At 65.5% G+C, this 14,921-nt stretch carries 11 protein-coding genes and 1 tRNA gene; 6 read left to right on the top strand and 6 right to left on the bottom strand.

All coding sequences use genetic code 11. From position 1 onward, the window contains the following. Window positions 1–50 precede the first annotated feature (50 nt). Entirely contained in the window at window positions 51–1,373 is a 1,323-nt protein-coding gene (locus tag BAUR9175_RS11140; protein ID WP_096160175.1) for a M20 family metallo-hydrolase, read from the top strand. 7 nt (window positions 1,374–1,380) lie between these two features. Here BAUR9175_RS11140 and BAUR9175_RS11145 read toward each other — a convergent pair whose 3' ends face one another. Further along, on the bottom strand, window positions 1,381–1,980 hold the full coding sequence (locus BAUR9175_RS11145; protein WP_101583763.1) for an NlpC/P60 family protein: 600 nt from the start codon (window positions 1,978–1,980) through the stop codon (window positions 1,381–1,383). A gap of 80 nt (window positions 1,981–2,060) precedes the next feature. Further along, window positions 2,061–2,651, bottom strand: a complete 591-nt coding sequence (locus BAUR9175_RS11150; RefSeq protein WP_101583764.1) for a hypothetical protein — start codon at window positions 2,649–2,651, stop codon at window positions 2,061–2,063. Between the two features lie 171 nt (window positions 2,652–2,822). On the opposite strand from BAUR9175_RS11150, the gene BAUR9175_RS11155 reads away from it, so the two are divergent. Beyond that, window positions 2,823–3,650 (top strand): aminoglycoside adenylyltransferase domain-containing protein, encoded by an 828-nt coding sequence (locus BAUR9175_RS11155; RefSeq protein WP_009882820.1) that lies wholly within the window; start codon window positions 2,823–2,825, stop codon window positions 3,648–3,650. Here BAUR9175_RS11155 and BAUR9175_RS11160 read toward each other — a convergent pair. From BAUR9175_RS11160 to BAUR9175_RS11175, 4 genes are all read right to left on the bottom strand, one after another. Continuing rightward, window positions 3,643–4,251, bottom strand: a complete 609-nt coding sequence (locus BAUR9175_RS11160) for a hypothetical protein (protein ID WP_101583766.1) — start codon at window positions 4,249–4,251, stop codon at window positions 3,643–3,645. The two genes, BAUR9175_RS11155 and BAUR9175_RS11160, sit on opposite strands and share 8 nt — an antisense overlap. A gap of 334 nt (window positions 4,252–4,585) precedes the next feature. After that, window positions 4,586–6,400: a selenocysteine-specific translation elongation factor gene (gene selB, locus BAUR9175_RS11165; protein WP_180959233.1), complete on the bottom strand. Its 1,815-nt coding sequence runs from the start codon at window positions 6,398–6,400 to the stop codon at window positions 4,586–4,588. Between the two features lies 1 nt (window position 6,401). Then, the gene (selA, locus tag BAUR9175_RS11170; RefSeq protein WP_096146142.1) at window positions 6,402–7,760 is read right to left on the bottom strand and encodes an L-seryl-tRNA(Sec) selenium transferase; all 1,359 of its coding nucleotides are present in this window, start codon (window positions 7,758–7,760) and stop codon (window positions 6,402–6,404) included. Window positions 7,761–7,811: 51 nt separating this feature from the next. Continuing rightward, a tRNA-Sec gene (locus BAUR9175_RS11175) sits at window positions 7,812–7,906 on the bottom strand. A gap of 165 nt (window positions 7,907–8,071) precedes the next feature. Between BAUR9175_RS11175 and BAUR9175_RS11180 the strand changes: the two genes are divergently transcribed. The 4 genes from BAUR9175_RS11180 to selD all read left to right on the top strand — a co-directional run bounded on the left by BAUR9175_RS11180 (window position 8,072) and on the right by selD (window position 14,916). Further along, window positions 8,072–9,175: an alpha/beta hydrolase gene (locus BAUR9175_RS11180; protein ID WP_180959234.1), complete on the top strand. Its 1,104-nt coding sequence runs from the start codon at window positions 8,072–8,074 to the stop codon at window positions 9,173–9,175. 28 nt (window positions 9,176–9,203) lie between these two features. Further along, complete coding sequence (locus BAUR9175_RS11185; protein WP_096158910.1) at window positions 9,204–9,794, top strand: class I SAM-dependent methyltransferase; 591 nt, start codon at window positions 9,204–9,206, stop codon at window positions 9,792–9,794. Window positions 9,795–9,918: 124 nt separating this feature from the next. Further along, on the top strand, window positions 9,919–13,833 hold the full coding sequence (locus tag BAUR9175_RS11190; protein WP_101583770.1) for a phosphodiester glycosidase family protein: 3,915 nt from the start codon (window positions 9,919–9,921) through the stop codon (window positions 13,831–13,833). Between the two features lie 96 nt (window positions 13,834–13,929). Next, complete coding sequence (selD, locus tag BAUR9175_RS11195) at window positions 13,930–14,916, top strand: selenide, water dikinase SelD (RefSeq protein WP_096160171.1); 987 nt, start codon at window positions 13,930–13,932, stop codon at window positions 14,914–14,916. Window positions 14,917–14,921: the final 5 nt, after the last annotated feature.

Genomic DNA, 14,921 nt, shown 5'->3' on the forward strand with positions numbered 1-14,921 from the left:
GATTCCTCGAACTCCCACGACCTTCCCCACACCTTCGCAAAGGACGAACAATGACGCAGACTCCCCACCCGCAGACACCAGACTCTAAGACACCCAGCTCACTTAATCCAGCTCCCTCACCAGCGACGACGCGGGCTGACCTTGACGACGAATTCCTCGCCGACTGGTCCGTGCACTCTCGTTTCGGAGCCGTCGAGGGCACGAACGGCGTCGACCGGCAGGCGGCGAGCGCGGCCGATGGTGAGCAGCGGAAATGGTTCGCCGAGCTGTTGGAGAAGCACGGGTTCAGCGTTCACCGGGATGCGATCGGCAACCAGTTCGGGCTGCTCGAACTCGTCCCCGGCGCCCCGTATGTCCTCACCGGCTCGCACATGGACTCGCAGCCCACCGCCGGACGATTCGATGGTGCCTACGGGGTCATGTCCTCGGCCCACGCGTGCTTCGCGGTCGCCGATGAGCTGCGTGCGGATCCGTCGAAGGCGAAGTACAACCTCGCCGTCATCAACTGGTTCAACGAAGAGGGCTCACGCTTCAAACCGTCGATGATGGGCAGCAATGTCTTCACCGGCAAGGCCGAACTCGAGGCCGCACTGGCCACGACCGACCCGCAAGGTGTCACCGTCGCCGAGGCACTTGACGCGATCGGTGAACGCGGTGACTTCACCGCGCCGGAGATCGCGGCCTATGCCGAAATCCACGTCCAGCAGGGCCGCAGCATGGAAGAAGACGGGGTCACGATCGGCCTCGTCAACGCCACGTGGGCCGCTCACAAGTATGAGTTCCGCGTCACCGGGGAGCAGGCCCACAGCGGTTCGACGCTGATGAGTGACCGCCGCGATGCGCTGCTCGGTGCCGCCCGCCTGGTCGTGGCCGCCCGTGACCTCGTCGACGATTTCGATGCGGGTGCGCTGCACACCGCGTGCGGTGAGCTCAACGTCTACCCGAACTCCCCCGTCGTCGTCGCGAGTGAGGTCGGGCTGCTCCTCGACCTGCGCTCCCCCAGCGCCGAGGTGATCGCCGCCGCCCATGACTCCCTCATGTCCACGGTCGCCCGGGTCCGCGAGGAGGTCGGGGTCGACATCGAGATCGTCGCCGAACACAGCTGGGATCAGAACCCGTACTCCGAGGACGGGGTCGAGCTGGCACGGTCAGCGGCCGAGGACCTGGGACTCACCTCGGCGAGGGTGATGACCGTGGCCGGCCACGACTCGACGAACATGAAGGACACCGTGCCCACGGTCATGCTCTTCGTGCCCAGCGTCGGCGGGGTCTCCCACAGCCTGCAGGAATTCACGAAGGACGAGGACCTCGTCTCCGGACTCCATCACCTCACCGAGGTGGTGCGACGGCTGGCGGCCGGCGCGCTGGGGTGAGCGCTCGTCACAGGCCTTTCAGGCGGTAGGGCACGAACGCGTCGTCCTGGTCGTAGGGGTAGGAGATCTCTCGAGCCACGGTTTCGGTCGAGCCGCCTTCTTCGATGCCGTAGTAGGCGGTGTGCTCGTCGTTGGCCCACCCGTTGAAGATGGCGACGTGCCCGTTGGCGCCCTCTGTGCCAGGGCCGCCCTTCATGAGGACGTCGCCTGGCTTGAGGTCTTCTTTGTCGATGGTCTCGGCGAAGTCGGGCAGGGTCACCGTGTTCTCGCTGGCGTCGAGTCCCCAGGCCATGGAGACGAAGCCGGAGCAGTCGGTACGGTATTCGTTGCCCTGTGGGTCGGGGTGATAGCCGGTCATGTCGTAGGGGACCTGCTGGTCGACCCAGGTCTGTGCACGATCGATGATCTCGTCGCGTGCTTCATCCTCGGTCTGCTGTGTCTGGTTCTGCTGGTTCTGACTCTGCTGGTTCTGACTCTGCTGATTGCGGACCTGGTTCTGCGATCCGGCTTCCGGGGCTGCCTGCGCAGGGGCGCTGACCAGGGCGGTGCCGCCGGCAACGAGTCCGACGGTCAGTGCAGTGCTTGCGAGTGTGCGTGTCACCTTCATGAGATCTTCCCTTTCTCAACGTGGCTGAATCGCTGTGTCTGAATCGCTGTGTCGTTGTCGTTTCAGTGCGCGGGTGTCGCTCAGATGATCGCGTCGACATCCTGGTTATCGGCGACGAGCTGGGCAGCGAGCGTCTCCCACTTGTCGTATGCGTCCGGGTAGGCCGATCCTTGGACGGCCTGAGCGGCTTGTCCTGGGGTCATCGAGTCCCATCCCTGGATCTGGAGGAGTCCTGGATTCGGGCACAGAGGATTGACTCCGTAGAAGGCCTTCGATGCGTAGACAGGGTCCGTCACCTGGGCCAAAGTTCCCCAGCTCACCGAGGGGCACTGCTGGAACAGGCCGGCAGAATCACGGTCGCCGCCGTCGAGGTTGAGCAGACTCGACTCCTGCAGTGCCGTCATGACGGCGATCTTCTGGGCCTCGGTCGAAAGGTCAGCACCCTTGCCGACGGCGATGATGATGCGTGCATTGTCGATCTGGACCTGGCTGAGTGCCGTGGAGTCCTGGGTGCTGGGGACCTTGCCGCCGTCGAGCGCCTTGCTGGCGAATGGAGCTGCCTCGGGTGCTGGGGAGTTCGGCTGCGCTGATGCGGCGGTCGCCATCGAGGCACCACCGGCGATGAGGATTGCTGAAAGAGTTGTCACTGCGAATGCACGCTTGAGTTTCATCTGTTCTGACTCTCCTATGATTGCGAGCGAGAGGTACGGGTCGGTCTGTGGTCTCGCTCACGCTCCACCCTTTCGGAGTCAGGTGGTGGGTTTCAACGAATGCGTTCTCAACGGCAGTTGAACACTCCTTGTCCCGAGATCAAACTCGGAATTCGGAAGTAGCCTTGCTCCATGGACCCAACGTTGCCCAAGGACGTCGCATACGCGGTCGGTGCTTATCTGCGAAGCGCCGACCAACTGTTGCCGGGTGCGGTCACCGCATGCGCAGTCGGTGGTTCCATCGCCCTTGATGCCTACCGACCGGGCCGCAGCGATATCGATGTCATCGCCGTCCTCAGCGATGAGTGGAAGGGTCACCGAAGCCTCATGGCACGCCTGCGGCTTCTGCACCTGTCGCAGGTGCCTCGTCTGACTGCCCGTGCTGCCCGCGGTATGGGGTTCAGCGCCTGCTGCAACACCGTCTTCATCTGGGAGTCCGAGGTCGCGCATCCAGTCACCCAGATCCGACCGGTCGCGTCCCACGTCGGCGAGGTCTTCGACTCTCACGGTGCTTTCGACGTCAATCCGGTGATCTGGAAGGAACTCGTCGACGGAGGCATCTCCATCCGCGGCGGCCCTGTCTCGGACTGGGGTCTCGACCCGGAGCCCGGTGAACTCCGCAGCTGGGTGGCCCGCAACCTCCGCGAGTATTGGGCACCGCTGGCTGACAGCGCCCACAGTGGCCGACGCCGCCTATCAGCGGGAACTGTGGAGTGGTGCCTGGTCGGGCCGGCGCGAATGCACCACACCCTTCTGACCGGGGAGATCATCAGCAAGGAGGCCGCCGGAAGGCGTGCGCTCGAGGCTTTCCCCGACCACTCGGCGATCCTCGAGGTGGCCCTCGCCCGACTGCGAGGCGCCCCGCTACCGGCAAACCCACCTCGTGATCAGTGGCGCGGCCTGACTGCATCGGCGATGAGGTCGATCATCGCCGACTCCCCAGCCGACGACCTCACTTGATATCGTCGACGTCCTGGTTCTCGTCGACGAGCTGAGCTGCCAGCGGTTCCCACTTCGCGTACTCGTCAGGGTAGGCCGAGGACTGCACGTCCTGCGCGGCCTGGCCCGGGTCGATGGTCTCCCAGTTATCGATCTGAGTCAGGCCCGGATTGGGGCTGTCGGGGTTGACTCCATAGAAAGACTTCGAGGCGAAGACGGGATCCTCTACCTGTTCGGCCGATCCCCAGTTCATCGAGGGACGCTGCTGGAACGCTCCGACGGAGTCCCGGTCCCCGCCGTCGAGGCTCTGCAGGCTCGACTCCTGCAGTGCGGTCATCACGGCGATCGTCTGGGCCTTCTCCGACAGGTCCGCGCCCTTGCCGACGCCGATGATGGTGCGGGCATTGTCGATCTGCTCGGAGCTGAGTTCCTCCGGATCATCGATGCCCACGGCTGCGCCGGCAGCCTGGCCCTGACCGGCGTCCGAGGCGTTCGCGCTCGGCTGGTCGACGGCTCCTGAGATCGGATCGGCCGAGGCCGAGGTCGCCGCAGCCAGGGAGAGACCCCCTGCGATGACGGCAGCTGACAGTGCAGTCACCGCAAATGTGCGCACGCTTTTCATCTGTTCTCACTTTCCTGTTGGATCGGGCGAGCTGCCCTGACGGCGTCCTGGTTAGTTCCGGTCCACGTCTGTCTCCTGCTTTCGGCACAGGGATGCTCCGGTAAACGCCTCACACCACACTGTCGGACACAGGAAGTCGGTTCAATGCCGAGAGGCTCATAGGTGGCTTCGTCTCGCCGCAACGAATCGGGAGGGATTCGTGATCATCAGCTCAGAATTCGCTGACCGCTCTGCGGCACCATGCGCCGCCCGAACTCGCCCGTGACCCGGGTCTCGGTCTGCCCATCGGGTCGTTCGCAGGTGCGATTCAGACTCCATTCAGGCCGCCGATCTCCTACCGCACGACCTCGCGTGAGGTGTTGTCGATACGGCGGGTCCAACCGCGACCGTCGAGGTATTCGAGCAGGGGTATGACGACGCGACGCGTGGTGCCCAGAGCCTTACGAGCAGCGCTCGTCGTGAACGGCTGGTCCAGTCCCGCAAGCAGCCGCATCGCCTGTGCGGGTGTCCGTGGTGACACGACCACACCATCGCCGAGGCGCAGGAGTCGTCCCGCGGACTCGGCGACAGCAAGCTCCCGCACACCCAAACGAAGCTCTCGCAGGTCATCAGCTTCGGGGGCGGCAAAGGGATTGGCCGCCAAGCGTCGTTCCACTTCGGCGACACCCGCCTCGGCAGGGCCCAGATCCGCGGAATGCCCGGGAGGGCGGACCATACCCTTGACTGTCTCCAGGCCGGCGCGGGAGGCGATCGCGGCGACGAGTTCGCGATTATGATCACCGGGCAGCGAAGGGTCGAGGCGGCGCAGCTCTTCAGCCAATGCCTTCTCGGGGACGCCAGCTGCCAAGGGCTCTGCCGCCAGCTTCGCCTTCACGATGGACGCGGCCGCTTCCACCCAGTTCTCGAGGGTCGGCCGGTGCACGAGCCATCCCCCGGACGCATTCACCACAGCGTCAGACAGGTCCTCGGGCACACTCAGACCGAAGCGCACCAATCTGGCCCGTTCGACGGCTCCCCGGCGGGCCACCTCGGCGAGGATATCCCCGGTCTCCGGACGACCTTCCAGCTCACGGGCTCGCCTGGTGCCGGCGCCTCGGCGGCTGAGTTCGGGTGGGTCGACGTCGAGGACGACGACTCCGGCGAAGACGTTGCGGCTGCCGGGGCTGCGCAGGACGATCCGGTCCGTGACCTGCAGCGGCAGCGGGCGTTCGAGCGTGAGGCGGGCGTGGTCGCCGTCGAAGGGCCGCATGTGCACCGGGACCGCGGCGGTGCCGATGTGGAGCATAAGCCCGTGCACGCCCTCATCGAGGAGTTGGCCCATGGTCCGGCGCACGTCGATGACCTCGACGATCGGCCACGCATCGTCACTGATGAGAGCGTCACCGCGGTGGATATCATCGGCTGCGACGTCACGAAGATTCACGGCGACACGGGCACTGGGGACGACCACCTCGGCGGAGGAGTTCCGGCTCTGCAGACCGCGGACGGCCGTCGCCTCGTCCGAGGTCTCCCCGACGAGGCGCAGACGATCACCGGTGCGAAGGGTGCCGGCCGTGAGCGTGCCGGTGACCACGGTGCCGGCGCCCTTGATCGTGAAGGCGCGATCGACCCACAGCCGCAGTCGGGCCTCGGAGTCGGGGGCAGGAGCCTCGGCGGTGACAGCATCGAGCGTCGCGACGAGTTCGTCGAGACCGTCCCCGGTGGTCGCGGAGACGGTGAGCACCGGAGCATCAGCCAGCGGTGTGCCCCGCAGTTCGGCTCTGACCTGGGCCTCTGTCGCTGGGAGCGACTCGGGGGCGAGGTCCGCGCGGGTGATGACGACGAGGCCGCGGGTGATGCCCAGCGCGGTGATCGCGTCCCGGTGGTCACTCGACTGGGCCTGCCACCCCTTGTCCGCTGCGACGACGAGGCACACGATGGGGGCCGGGCCGACGCCTGCGAGCATGTTCGCGAGGAACTTCTCATGCCCAGGAACGTCGACGAAGGCGAGCTCCCGCCCGGACGGCAGCGTCGTCCAGGCGAAGCCGAGGTCGATCGTCAGACCCCGTTTCCTCTCCTCTGCCCAGCGGTCCGGTTCCATCCCGGTCAGGGCGTTGACCAGGGTGGACTTCCCGTGATCGACGTGGCCGGCGGTTGCGAGAACGTACATCTCAGGCATGGTTCCCACGAGCTCGGTTCACGGCCTCGCCGACTAGATCGTCATCGGCTTCGGGGACGCAGCGCAGGTCGATGAGGCATCGTCCCTGGTGAACTCGGGCGACGACTGCCGGGTTGCCGAGGCGCAGCGGGCGGGCGAGCTCCTCGGGCATTTCGACGGCCCAGCCGGGAAGGGGAACGCCGGGGGCTCCCCCGCCGCCGACGCGCCCGTCGTGGGCGACAACGGTCCCGGAGACGAGGCCAGCCAGGCGCTCAGAACGTTCCCTGAGCCGATCGACGTCGATGTGCAGAGCGTCCTGGACCGGGTTCTCGGTGTTCGCGACCGTGGCCTCGATTGCGGCCAGCGTGAGTTTGTCGGTGCGCATCGCCCTGGCCAGGGGGTGCTTCGCGATGCGCTGCACGGCATCGCTGCGGCCGAGGATGAGTCCGGCCTGCGGTCCGCCGAGGAGTTTGTCGCCGCTGACGATGACGACATCGGCTCCGGCGGCGAGCGCACTGGCGATGTCGGGCTCATCGGGCAGGTAGGGGTCGGGTTCGAACAGTCCGCTGCCTAGATCGGCGATGAGTGGGAGTTCATGGTCGTCGGCGAGTTCACGCAGCGCAGCGATCTCGACGGAGGCGGTGAAGCCTTCGACTCTGAAATTGCTCGTGTGGACCTTGAGCAGGCTTGCTGTTCGATCGGTGATTGCCTCGGCGTAGTCGTCGAGATGGGTGCGGTTCGTCATGCCGACTTCCCGAATCCGGGAACCGGTCGTCGCCATGAGATCGGGCAGGCGGAAGCCAGCACCGATCTCGATGAGTTCCCCGCGACTGACGATGATCTCGCCTGCCACCGACGCGTCGCTCGCACCGGCAGAACCGTCGTTTCCTGACATCTTGTCACCGCGCAGCGCAGTGACCGCGAGCAGCAGCGCAGCGCCACCATTGTTGACGATCAGTGCGTCGTCGGCTCCCGGGCAGGCTCGCAGAATCGCCTGCTTCGCACCGATCCCCCGCTTGCTGCGTCGACCGGTCTCCAAGTCCATCTCGACATCGACGTAGCCGGCCGCACTGGCCACGGCCCGTCGCGCCGGTTCGGACAGAGGAGCGCGGCCGAGGTTGGTGTGGACGATGATTCCGGTGGCGTTGAGCACCGGGGTCAGTGAGGAGGCCGAACGGGAACTCAGGTGTTCGATGACGGTGGGGACCACCTCGGCGACGGGGATCTCACCGGCGCGAGCGGCTTTCTGAGCTTCGACGATGATCGCCCTGATCGTCGACTGGCTCAGCCTCTCACCTGCGGTGATGACCTCCGGGAGGTCGAGGAGGTGATCGGTGCGCGGAATGCTGCGCCGCGGATCCGTATGGGCCAAGGCTGCATTCTCCTTCACTGCGGTCGAGCGCGACGACACCGACGATGCTGGTGGCGGAGGCGGACGGGAATCGAACCCGCCAGACCGAGATACTCGGTCTCACCGGTTTTGAAGACCGGGGAGCCCACCAGGACTCGGACGCCTCCGTGAAGAATCCTACCCCGGCGTGCAGGGCCCCGGCTCCCCGCCTGGACAGGGACAACGCTGATTGTGTCCACACTGACCTCCGGGAGAGGCTTCTCGCCTCGAACGCAGAATGCTAGCCTGAAAGTGGAGGGGCGGCGCGCTCTCCGATGTCGAAGGGGACATCCATGCCGATCGGCTACATCATCACAATTCTCATCATCGGGGTGTGCACATTCACCGCCCTGATCAGGGTCACGCGCTTCGGAATCCTCGCCTTCTACCTCACGATGGTCATCAACGAGATCCCGCATCTGGCAGCACTCCTCCTCGTTTTCTCCACTGTCCTGGCACTCAGCGAAGGCGATCTGCACGGTCTTCTCGGATCCGTGCTGCTCATCGTCGCGGGGCTCGAGTTCGTCGGTCTCCTCGAACTGACCAGGCGAGCAACCCGTGCCCGGTCAGTGGTCGCCTCGACCGCTGCCGACCACGGTGTGCAGATCAGCAACGATGCGGCTCAAAGCTGGATACGACCGCTCGTCGTCCCGGTGCCTCTGCGGCCAGGGGCGGTCAAACGAATCGGACGCTTGCCCTACGGCGATCATCCTCGCCAGCGCCTGGACGTCTACCGGCACAGGAACGGTGATCTGTTCGGCCCGATCCTCGTCTACTTCCACGGCGGCGGCTATTCCTCCGGAAGCAACCGGAATGAGGGCCGCGTCCTACTTCATCGTCTGGCCGTTCAGGGCTGGACGTGCATCAGCGCCACCTATCGCCTGCGGCCCGACGCGGGATTCACCGACCATCTCGACGATGCGCGCACTGTCCTGCGATGGGCCCGGGACAACTCCGAGATCCACGGCGGCGATGTCACGAGGATCGTCATGGCCGGCAGTTCGGCCGGCGCACATATGACCGCGATGACCGCGCTGGCTCCTCCGAGTTCCGCCGAGGCGGTGCCGCGGATCGCTGCCGCTGTGTGCTTGTACCCGTGGATCGGTCGATATTTCGGCCGAGGCGAGGACGAGTCACAGCCGTCAACGCCTCTGGCTCTTGACCCCTCAACGGCACCGCCGATATTCATCGCACACGGTGATCATGATTCCTGGGTTCCTGTCGAAGAAGCTCGAGCCCTGTACGACCACATTCGCACCGGGTCGCCGAACACGACCTGGTACGTCGAGCTGCCCGGCGCCCAACACGCCTTCGATGCTCTGTTCTCCTGGCGCAATGCCGCCATCGTGGACGGCATCGTCGCCTTCCTGGAACCATCGGCGATGCCAATGAACTGACCGATTCACGCCGATGAAAGGACACATCATGTCGGATTTCACTTGGGATCCGAACACCTACCTCGACGTCATGGCCGAGGAGATCCCCGACTACCGACGGCTCCAAAGTGAGCTTGCCGCAGCCGTCGCCGAGGCGGATCCGCGCACGATCCTCGACCTCGGGGTGGGCAGCGGGCTGACCGCCAGACGGGTCGCCGAGGCACTGCCGCAGGCACACATCCACGGCATCGACGAAAGTGAGGAGATGCTGGCCGGTGCCAGGAAGGTTCTCGATCATCACCGCAGCACGCTGAGCCTCGGGCGGCTGGAGGATTCGCTGCCGAACGGTCCCTTCGACCTCGTCATGTCGACGCTTGCGGTGCATCACCTCGGCGGGGAGGGGAAGGCCGATCTGTTCTCACGGATCGCACGGGTCCTTGTTCCTGGCGGCCGGTTCGTGCTCGCAGATCTCGTCGTTCCACCCGATCCGGCAGATGTGATCACGCCGATCGACGGGGTCATCGACACCCCCAGCCCGCTGGCCGAACAACTCGATTGGCTGAGCGAGGCAGGGCTGACACCTCGCGTGGCCTGGCAGCACCGGGATCTCGCGGTGGTGGCAGCAGACATGGTCGATTGACAGACGGCGCACCCTTCACCCCCGCTTTCACTCTTCTGACCGAGTTCACTCAGGGTTTGCTCAGGTGTTGTCATGGTCGCCTTAGGCTAGCCGGGTCTCCCCGCTGTCTTTCCAGAAAGACCCCATGTCTTCACGCATCCTGCCTTCGTCGAGTCATGCCGCGTTCACCAGGTCATTCGTTCTCGTTCTCGCAGTGATCGCTGCACTCCTCGCTCCGGGGGCGATGGGTCCGGGCGGACTCCTGGCCACCTCGGTGCCGGCGAGCGCTGCCCCGCCCAGCGATGAGGATCTGGGCAAAGACGGGTCGGTCCTCCGCTCCTCCGAGACGAAGCGGGTCGCACCGGGCCTCGAGGTCACGGACTTCTCGCGTCTTGAGGACGGCGGCTGGAACAACGGAAACGTTCTCACCGCCGATCTCACCACGGACTCCCTGTCCCTCGACGTCCGCGACACCGGCACAGTCGCCAGCCACGACACCACGAGCGAGATCATGAAGGGAGGCAAGAACGGTGAGAAGGCAGTCGCAGCGGTCAACGGTACGTTCTTCGATATCAACCACTCCTATGCCCCCATCTACACCTCGGTGAGCAGGAACGGAATGCGGATCGGCTCTCAGACTCCCAAACCGGCGTTCACCCTCGCCGACAAGAAGGCCGCCGTGACGATGCTCTCAGCGGCGGGCACAATGACCGCCGACGGGGAAGAGACAGACCTCGGTGGGCTGAACAATCCGAACCTGTCGAGCGATGCGATCGGCGTCTACAACGAGGTCTGGGGTGACTACTCCCTCAACCGGCCCGTCGGCGGACCCGATGCGATGGCAGAGGAGGTCGCGCGGGTCACCGTCGTCGATGGCGCCGTCACGAAGTCCTCCGGGATGATCGACGAGGCCGGGGATCCGGACGTTCCCGAGAACGGCCAGGTCCTCCTCGGACGTGACTCGGGAGCGAAGACTCTGTCTGAGCTCGAGGTCGGCGACGAGGTGGAGATCGAGATCGGTCCCAGCGAGAACGTCGACCTGGGCATCGGGGGAAGCCACCAGGTCCTCAAGGACGGCGAAGTCCCCGATATGGGCAAGGACAGCTTGGTGACCACCGCGCATCCGCGCACTGCCGTAGGCATCAGCAAGGATGGATCCGAACTGTTCGTGGCCACGATCGACGGTCGCAGCGAATCATCGGGTGGAATGAGCCTCGACGATATGGGCGAGTTCTTCTCCGACATCGGCGCTCACAACGCCATCAATCTCGATGGCGGCGGTTCGACGACGATGCTGGCACGCGAAGCCGGAGCAGATGCGCCCGCGCTGCAGAATGACCCCTCCGACGGAGAGGAACGCTCGGTCGGCAATGCCCTCGTGTTCTACTCCGATGCGCCGGCACAGACCATCAACGACGCACAGATCGAGCCCGTCATCGAAGACGAGGACTCCGTGTTCAAGGGACTCCACCGCAGCGTCGAGGGCACGGCTCTGGGAGCGAACCTCGAACCGATCGCCGCTTCGGGCACCTTCTCTGCCGACGGAGGCGTCTCGGTCGCGGACTCGGATGAGGAGACCGCCCGCGTCACCGGCGACTCGACCGGGACCGGCAGGGTCTCCTACCAGGTCGACGGACACACGGCGCGGCAGGACCTGCGCGTCCTGGGCGAGGCGATCGGCCTGCAGCCGAGCACCCGCGCGATCAACCTCGAGAAGACGGGCGCGAGCGAAAAGGTGCGCGTCGAGGGCTTCGACTCCGAGGGCCGACGCGCGCTCATCGAGCCAGCGGACATCGACGTCGAGGCCACCGACGGACTCCACGTCGAAGACGACGGAACGGGCGGCCTCGTCGTCAATGCCGCGGGCGAATCCCCCACAGGATCGGTCACACTCACCGTGGGCAAGGCGAAGACGACGATCCCGGTGACCGTCGGCACGGAATCCACTGAGGTGCTCGACTTCTCCGACCTCTCCGCGTTCACAGACGCCTCGGACCGCGCGACGGGCTCATTCACACAAGGAGAGCCCACCGATGACGGCAAGCCGAGCATCGACCTCTCCTATGACTTCACCACCTCCTCGGCGACCAGAGGCTACTACCTCGTCCCGAAGGAACCGGTGCCGGTCGAGGGCAACACCTTGGCCTTCGAGATGATGCTCCGCGGCGACGGCTCCGGTGCCTGGCCCCGACTGCAGGTGAAGACCGCCGACGGGACGACGACGAACATCGACGGGGACCATCTCACCTTCGACGGCTGGCAGAAGGTGCGCTTCACCGTGCCCGCCGGCCTCTCGCAGCCACTGACCCTCGAGCGTATCCGCTTCATGGAGACTCGATCGGCCGAGAAGTACATGGGCGAGATCTCGATCGCCGACCTGCGCGCGGTCTCCACCCCTCAGACCGATGACCCGAAGACGCAGACAATCCACGATCCGGCCCTGCTGAGCACCGGCTCCGTCGCGGGCCGACCCCAGCAGGTTGCCGTGATGAGCGATGCCCAGTTCGTCGCCACAGATCCCGACTCAGAATCGGTCGAGGGCGCGCGGCGGACCTTGCGTGAGATCCGCAGGGCCGACCCGGATCTTCTCGTCATCAACGGCGATTTCGTCGACGAGGCCTCACCTGCCGACTTCGAGCTCGCCGAGTCGATCATCGCCGACGAGTGGACCGAGGACATCCCCTACATCTATGTCCCCGGCAACCACGAGATCATGGGCGGCGAGATCGAGAACTTCGAATCCGCGTTCGGATCACCGACGACTGCCAGGACCGTCGGTCGCACGAAGGTGCTCACCCTGAATTCCTCGGCCGGGTCCCTGCACGGCAGCGACAGCGAGCAGCTTCGTGCACTTGAGGATGCCCTCGCCGAGGTGGATGAGAGTGATCATCTCACCGGCATCACCGTGTTCTTCCACCATCCTCCGCAGGATCCGCTGCCGTCGAAGACGAGCCAGCTCGGCGACCGTCGTGAGGCCGCGGAGTTGGAGAAGAAGCTCGGCGAATTCCGGGAGAGCAGCGGAAAGTCTGCCGCGGTGATCAACGGCCACGTCGGAGTCTTCCACGGGGCTGCAGTCGAAGGAGTCTCGTACCTCATCAACGGCAATTCAGGGAAGAATCCGGCGGGCACGCCTGCCACCGGCGGATTCACCGGATGGACGATGCTCGGCATCGACCCCGGAGTGGGTGAGGTCGGAGATAATCCGAGCACCGCCGACCGCGTAGGTTGGCTGGCCGCAGAGACGAAGCCGCAGGTGGACTCCATCTCCGTCGATGCACCGACATCGATGGTGACCGGACAGTCAGCCGATATCTCCGCCGAGTTCACCCAGGGTGAGCGCACAGTGCCCGTCGGCTGGCCGGCAACGGCACAGTGGGGCGGAGACGGTGTCGTCATCGATGCCGGCGCCGAGGCTGATATGCAGAAGGCGACAGGAGCGAAGGTGCACGCCGAGGCGGCTGGATCCTCGGCACCCGAGGCAGCCTCCGAGGTGATCCGGATCAATCCGGCCACTGGAGAGATCACCGCCGAGAACCCCGGCACCGCAGTCGTGGAGGTGACTGTCAACGGCAAGACCGCGAAGACCACGGTCGAGGTCGCCGGAGACGGACCGCCTACCGGTCCAGGCGATGACAAGGGTGATGAAGATGCCGAAGGGTCTGACAACGGAGCCGATGAGGACGGGGCTTCTGCAGGGTCAGAAGACGGCACATCTGCTGCGTCGGATGACGGCGGCGACGAGGCGAACGGTTCGGGCAGTGCGGACAGCTCGGACTCTGAAGTGTCTGCTGGCGGCTCGGATGACAGCAGCTCATCCGACGATGGCTCTGATCAATCCGGCAACAGGGACGGTTCGGCGAGTGATGGCTCCGCGGCGAGCGGCAATGCCGATCCAGGGTCGAATTCGGACGGTTCGGGCGACGGAGGCGGAGACCTGCCGAGAACCGGCGGACCGGTGCTGCTGACGGCCGCTGTGGGCGCTCTGCTGGTCATCGGCGGACTCGTCATTGCGAGGTTCGCCCGTGCCCGCCTCGGCGGTCGGTCGGGGAACCGCCACTGATGCATCGTCGGTGCTGCCTCGGCGATCAGGCAGCGCCCGATCATGGTCGAATGAGCACCTGTAGCACTGGTCTCACCTCGGTGTTAGTCTCGCGGTATGACTGCCACCCAGGAACGTCTGACCTCATTCGCCCACGGCGGAGGCTGTGCTTGCAAGATCCCGCCCGGCGAGCTCGAAGAGGCGGTCAAGGGCCTGACTGGCCAGCCCGGTGCCGATGTCCTCGTCGGCCTCGACGACGGGGACGATGCCTCTGCCGTCCGGGTCCGCGATGACCTCGCGGTGCTCTCGACAGCCGACTTCTTCACCCCTGTCGTCGACGATGCCTACGACTGGGGTCGGATAGCGGCGGCGAACGCCCTGTCCGATATCTACGCAATGGGCGGGACGCCGATCACGGCGATCAACCTCGTCGGCTGGCCGCGCGAGAAACTGCCGATGGAACTGCTCACCGAAGTTCTTCGCGGAGGCCTCGACGTCGCCGCCCAGGCGAAGTGCCCCGTCGCTGGTGGGCACTCGATCGACGATCCCGAACCGAAGTACGGCATGGCGGTGACCGGCATCGCCCATCCCGATGAGCTGATGCGCAATGATGCCGCCGAGGTGGGCCTGCCGTTGACTCTGACGAAGCCCATCGGTGTGGGAATCCTCAACAACCGGCACAAGCAGACCGGCGAATACTTCGCCGAGGCCGTCGCGACGATGACCGAGCTCAACCGCGACGCTGCGCAGGCGGCAGTGGCTGCCGGTGTGCGCGCGGCCACCGATGTCACCGGCTTCGGGTTGCTCGGCCACCTGTTCAAGATGTGCCGTGCATCGGGCGTCGGAGCGGTCATCGACGCGGCTTCGGTACCCCGCCTCAGCGGAGTCGATCAGTCGATCGCCGACGGGTACGTCTCCGGCGGAACTCGTCGGAACCTCGACTGGGTGCGTCCCAGCCTCACCGCCGACGACTCAGTGAGCGAGGATGACATGCTCCTCCTCGCCGATGCCCAGACCTCGGGCGGACTGCTGGTCGTCGGCGAGATCCCGGGACAGCCGATCATCGGAGAGATCGTCATAGGCTCGGGTGTGCACGTGCAGTGAAGTTG

It is taken from the genome of Brevibacterium aurantiacum (assembly GCF_900169065.1).
Taxonomy (GTDB): domain Bacteria; phylum Actinomycetota; class Actinomycetes; order Actinomycetales; family Brevibacteriaceae; genus Brevibacterium; species Brevibacterium aurantiacum.

Excerpts from the sequence above, each read along its gene's own strand:
- BAUR9175_RS11185 (WP_096158910.1), top strand. The coding sequence starts at position 9,204 with ATGTCGGATTTCACTTGGGATCCGAACACCTACCTCGACGTCATGGCC.
- BAUR9175_RS11160 (WP_101583766.1), bottom strand. The coding sequence starts at position 4,251 with ATGAAAAGCGTGCGCACATTTGCGGTGACTGCACTGTCAGCTGCCGTC.
- selD (WP_096160171.1), top strand. The coding sequence starts at position 13,930 with ATGACTGCCACCCAGGAACGTCTGACCTCATTCGCCCACGGCGGAGGC.
- BAUR9175_RS11150 (WP_101583764.1), bottom strand. The coding sequence starts at position 2,651 with ATGAAACTCAAGCGTGCATTCGCAGTGACAACTCTTTCAGCAATCCTC.
- BAUR9175_RS11155 (WP_009882820.1), top strand. The coding sequence starts at position 2,823 with ATGGACCCAACGTTGCCCAAGGACGTCGCATACGCGGTCGGTGCTTAT.
- BAUR9175_RS11190 (WP_101583770.1), top strand. The coding sequence starts at position 9,919 with ATGTCTTCACGCATCCTGCCTTCGTCGAGTCATGCCGCGTTCACCAGG.
- BAUR9175_RS11140 (WP_096160175.1), top strand. The coding sequence starts at position 51 with ATGACGCAGACTCCCCACCCGCAGACACCAGACTCTAAGACACCCAGC.
- selB (WP_180959233.1), bottom strand. The coding sequence starts at position 6,400 with ATGTACGTTCTCGCAACCGCCGGCCACGTCGATCACGGGAAGTCCACC.
- BAUR9175_RS11145 (WP_101583763.1), bottom strand. The coding sequence starts at position 1,980 with ATGAAGGTGACACGCACACTCGCAAGCACTGCACTGACCGTCGGACTC.
- BAUR9175_RS11180 (WP_180959234.1), top strand. The coding sequence starts at position 8,072 with ATGCCGATCGGCTACATCATCACAATTCTCATCATCGGGGTGTGCACA.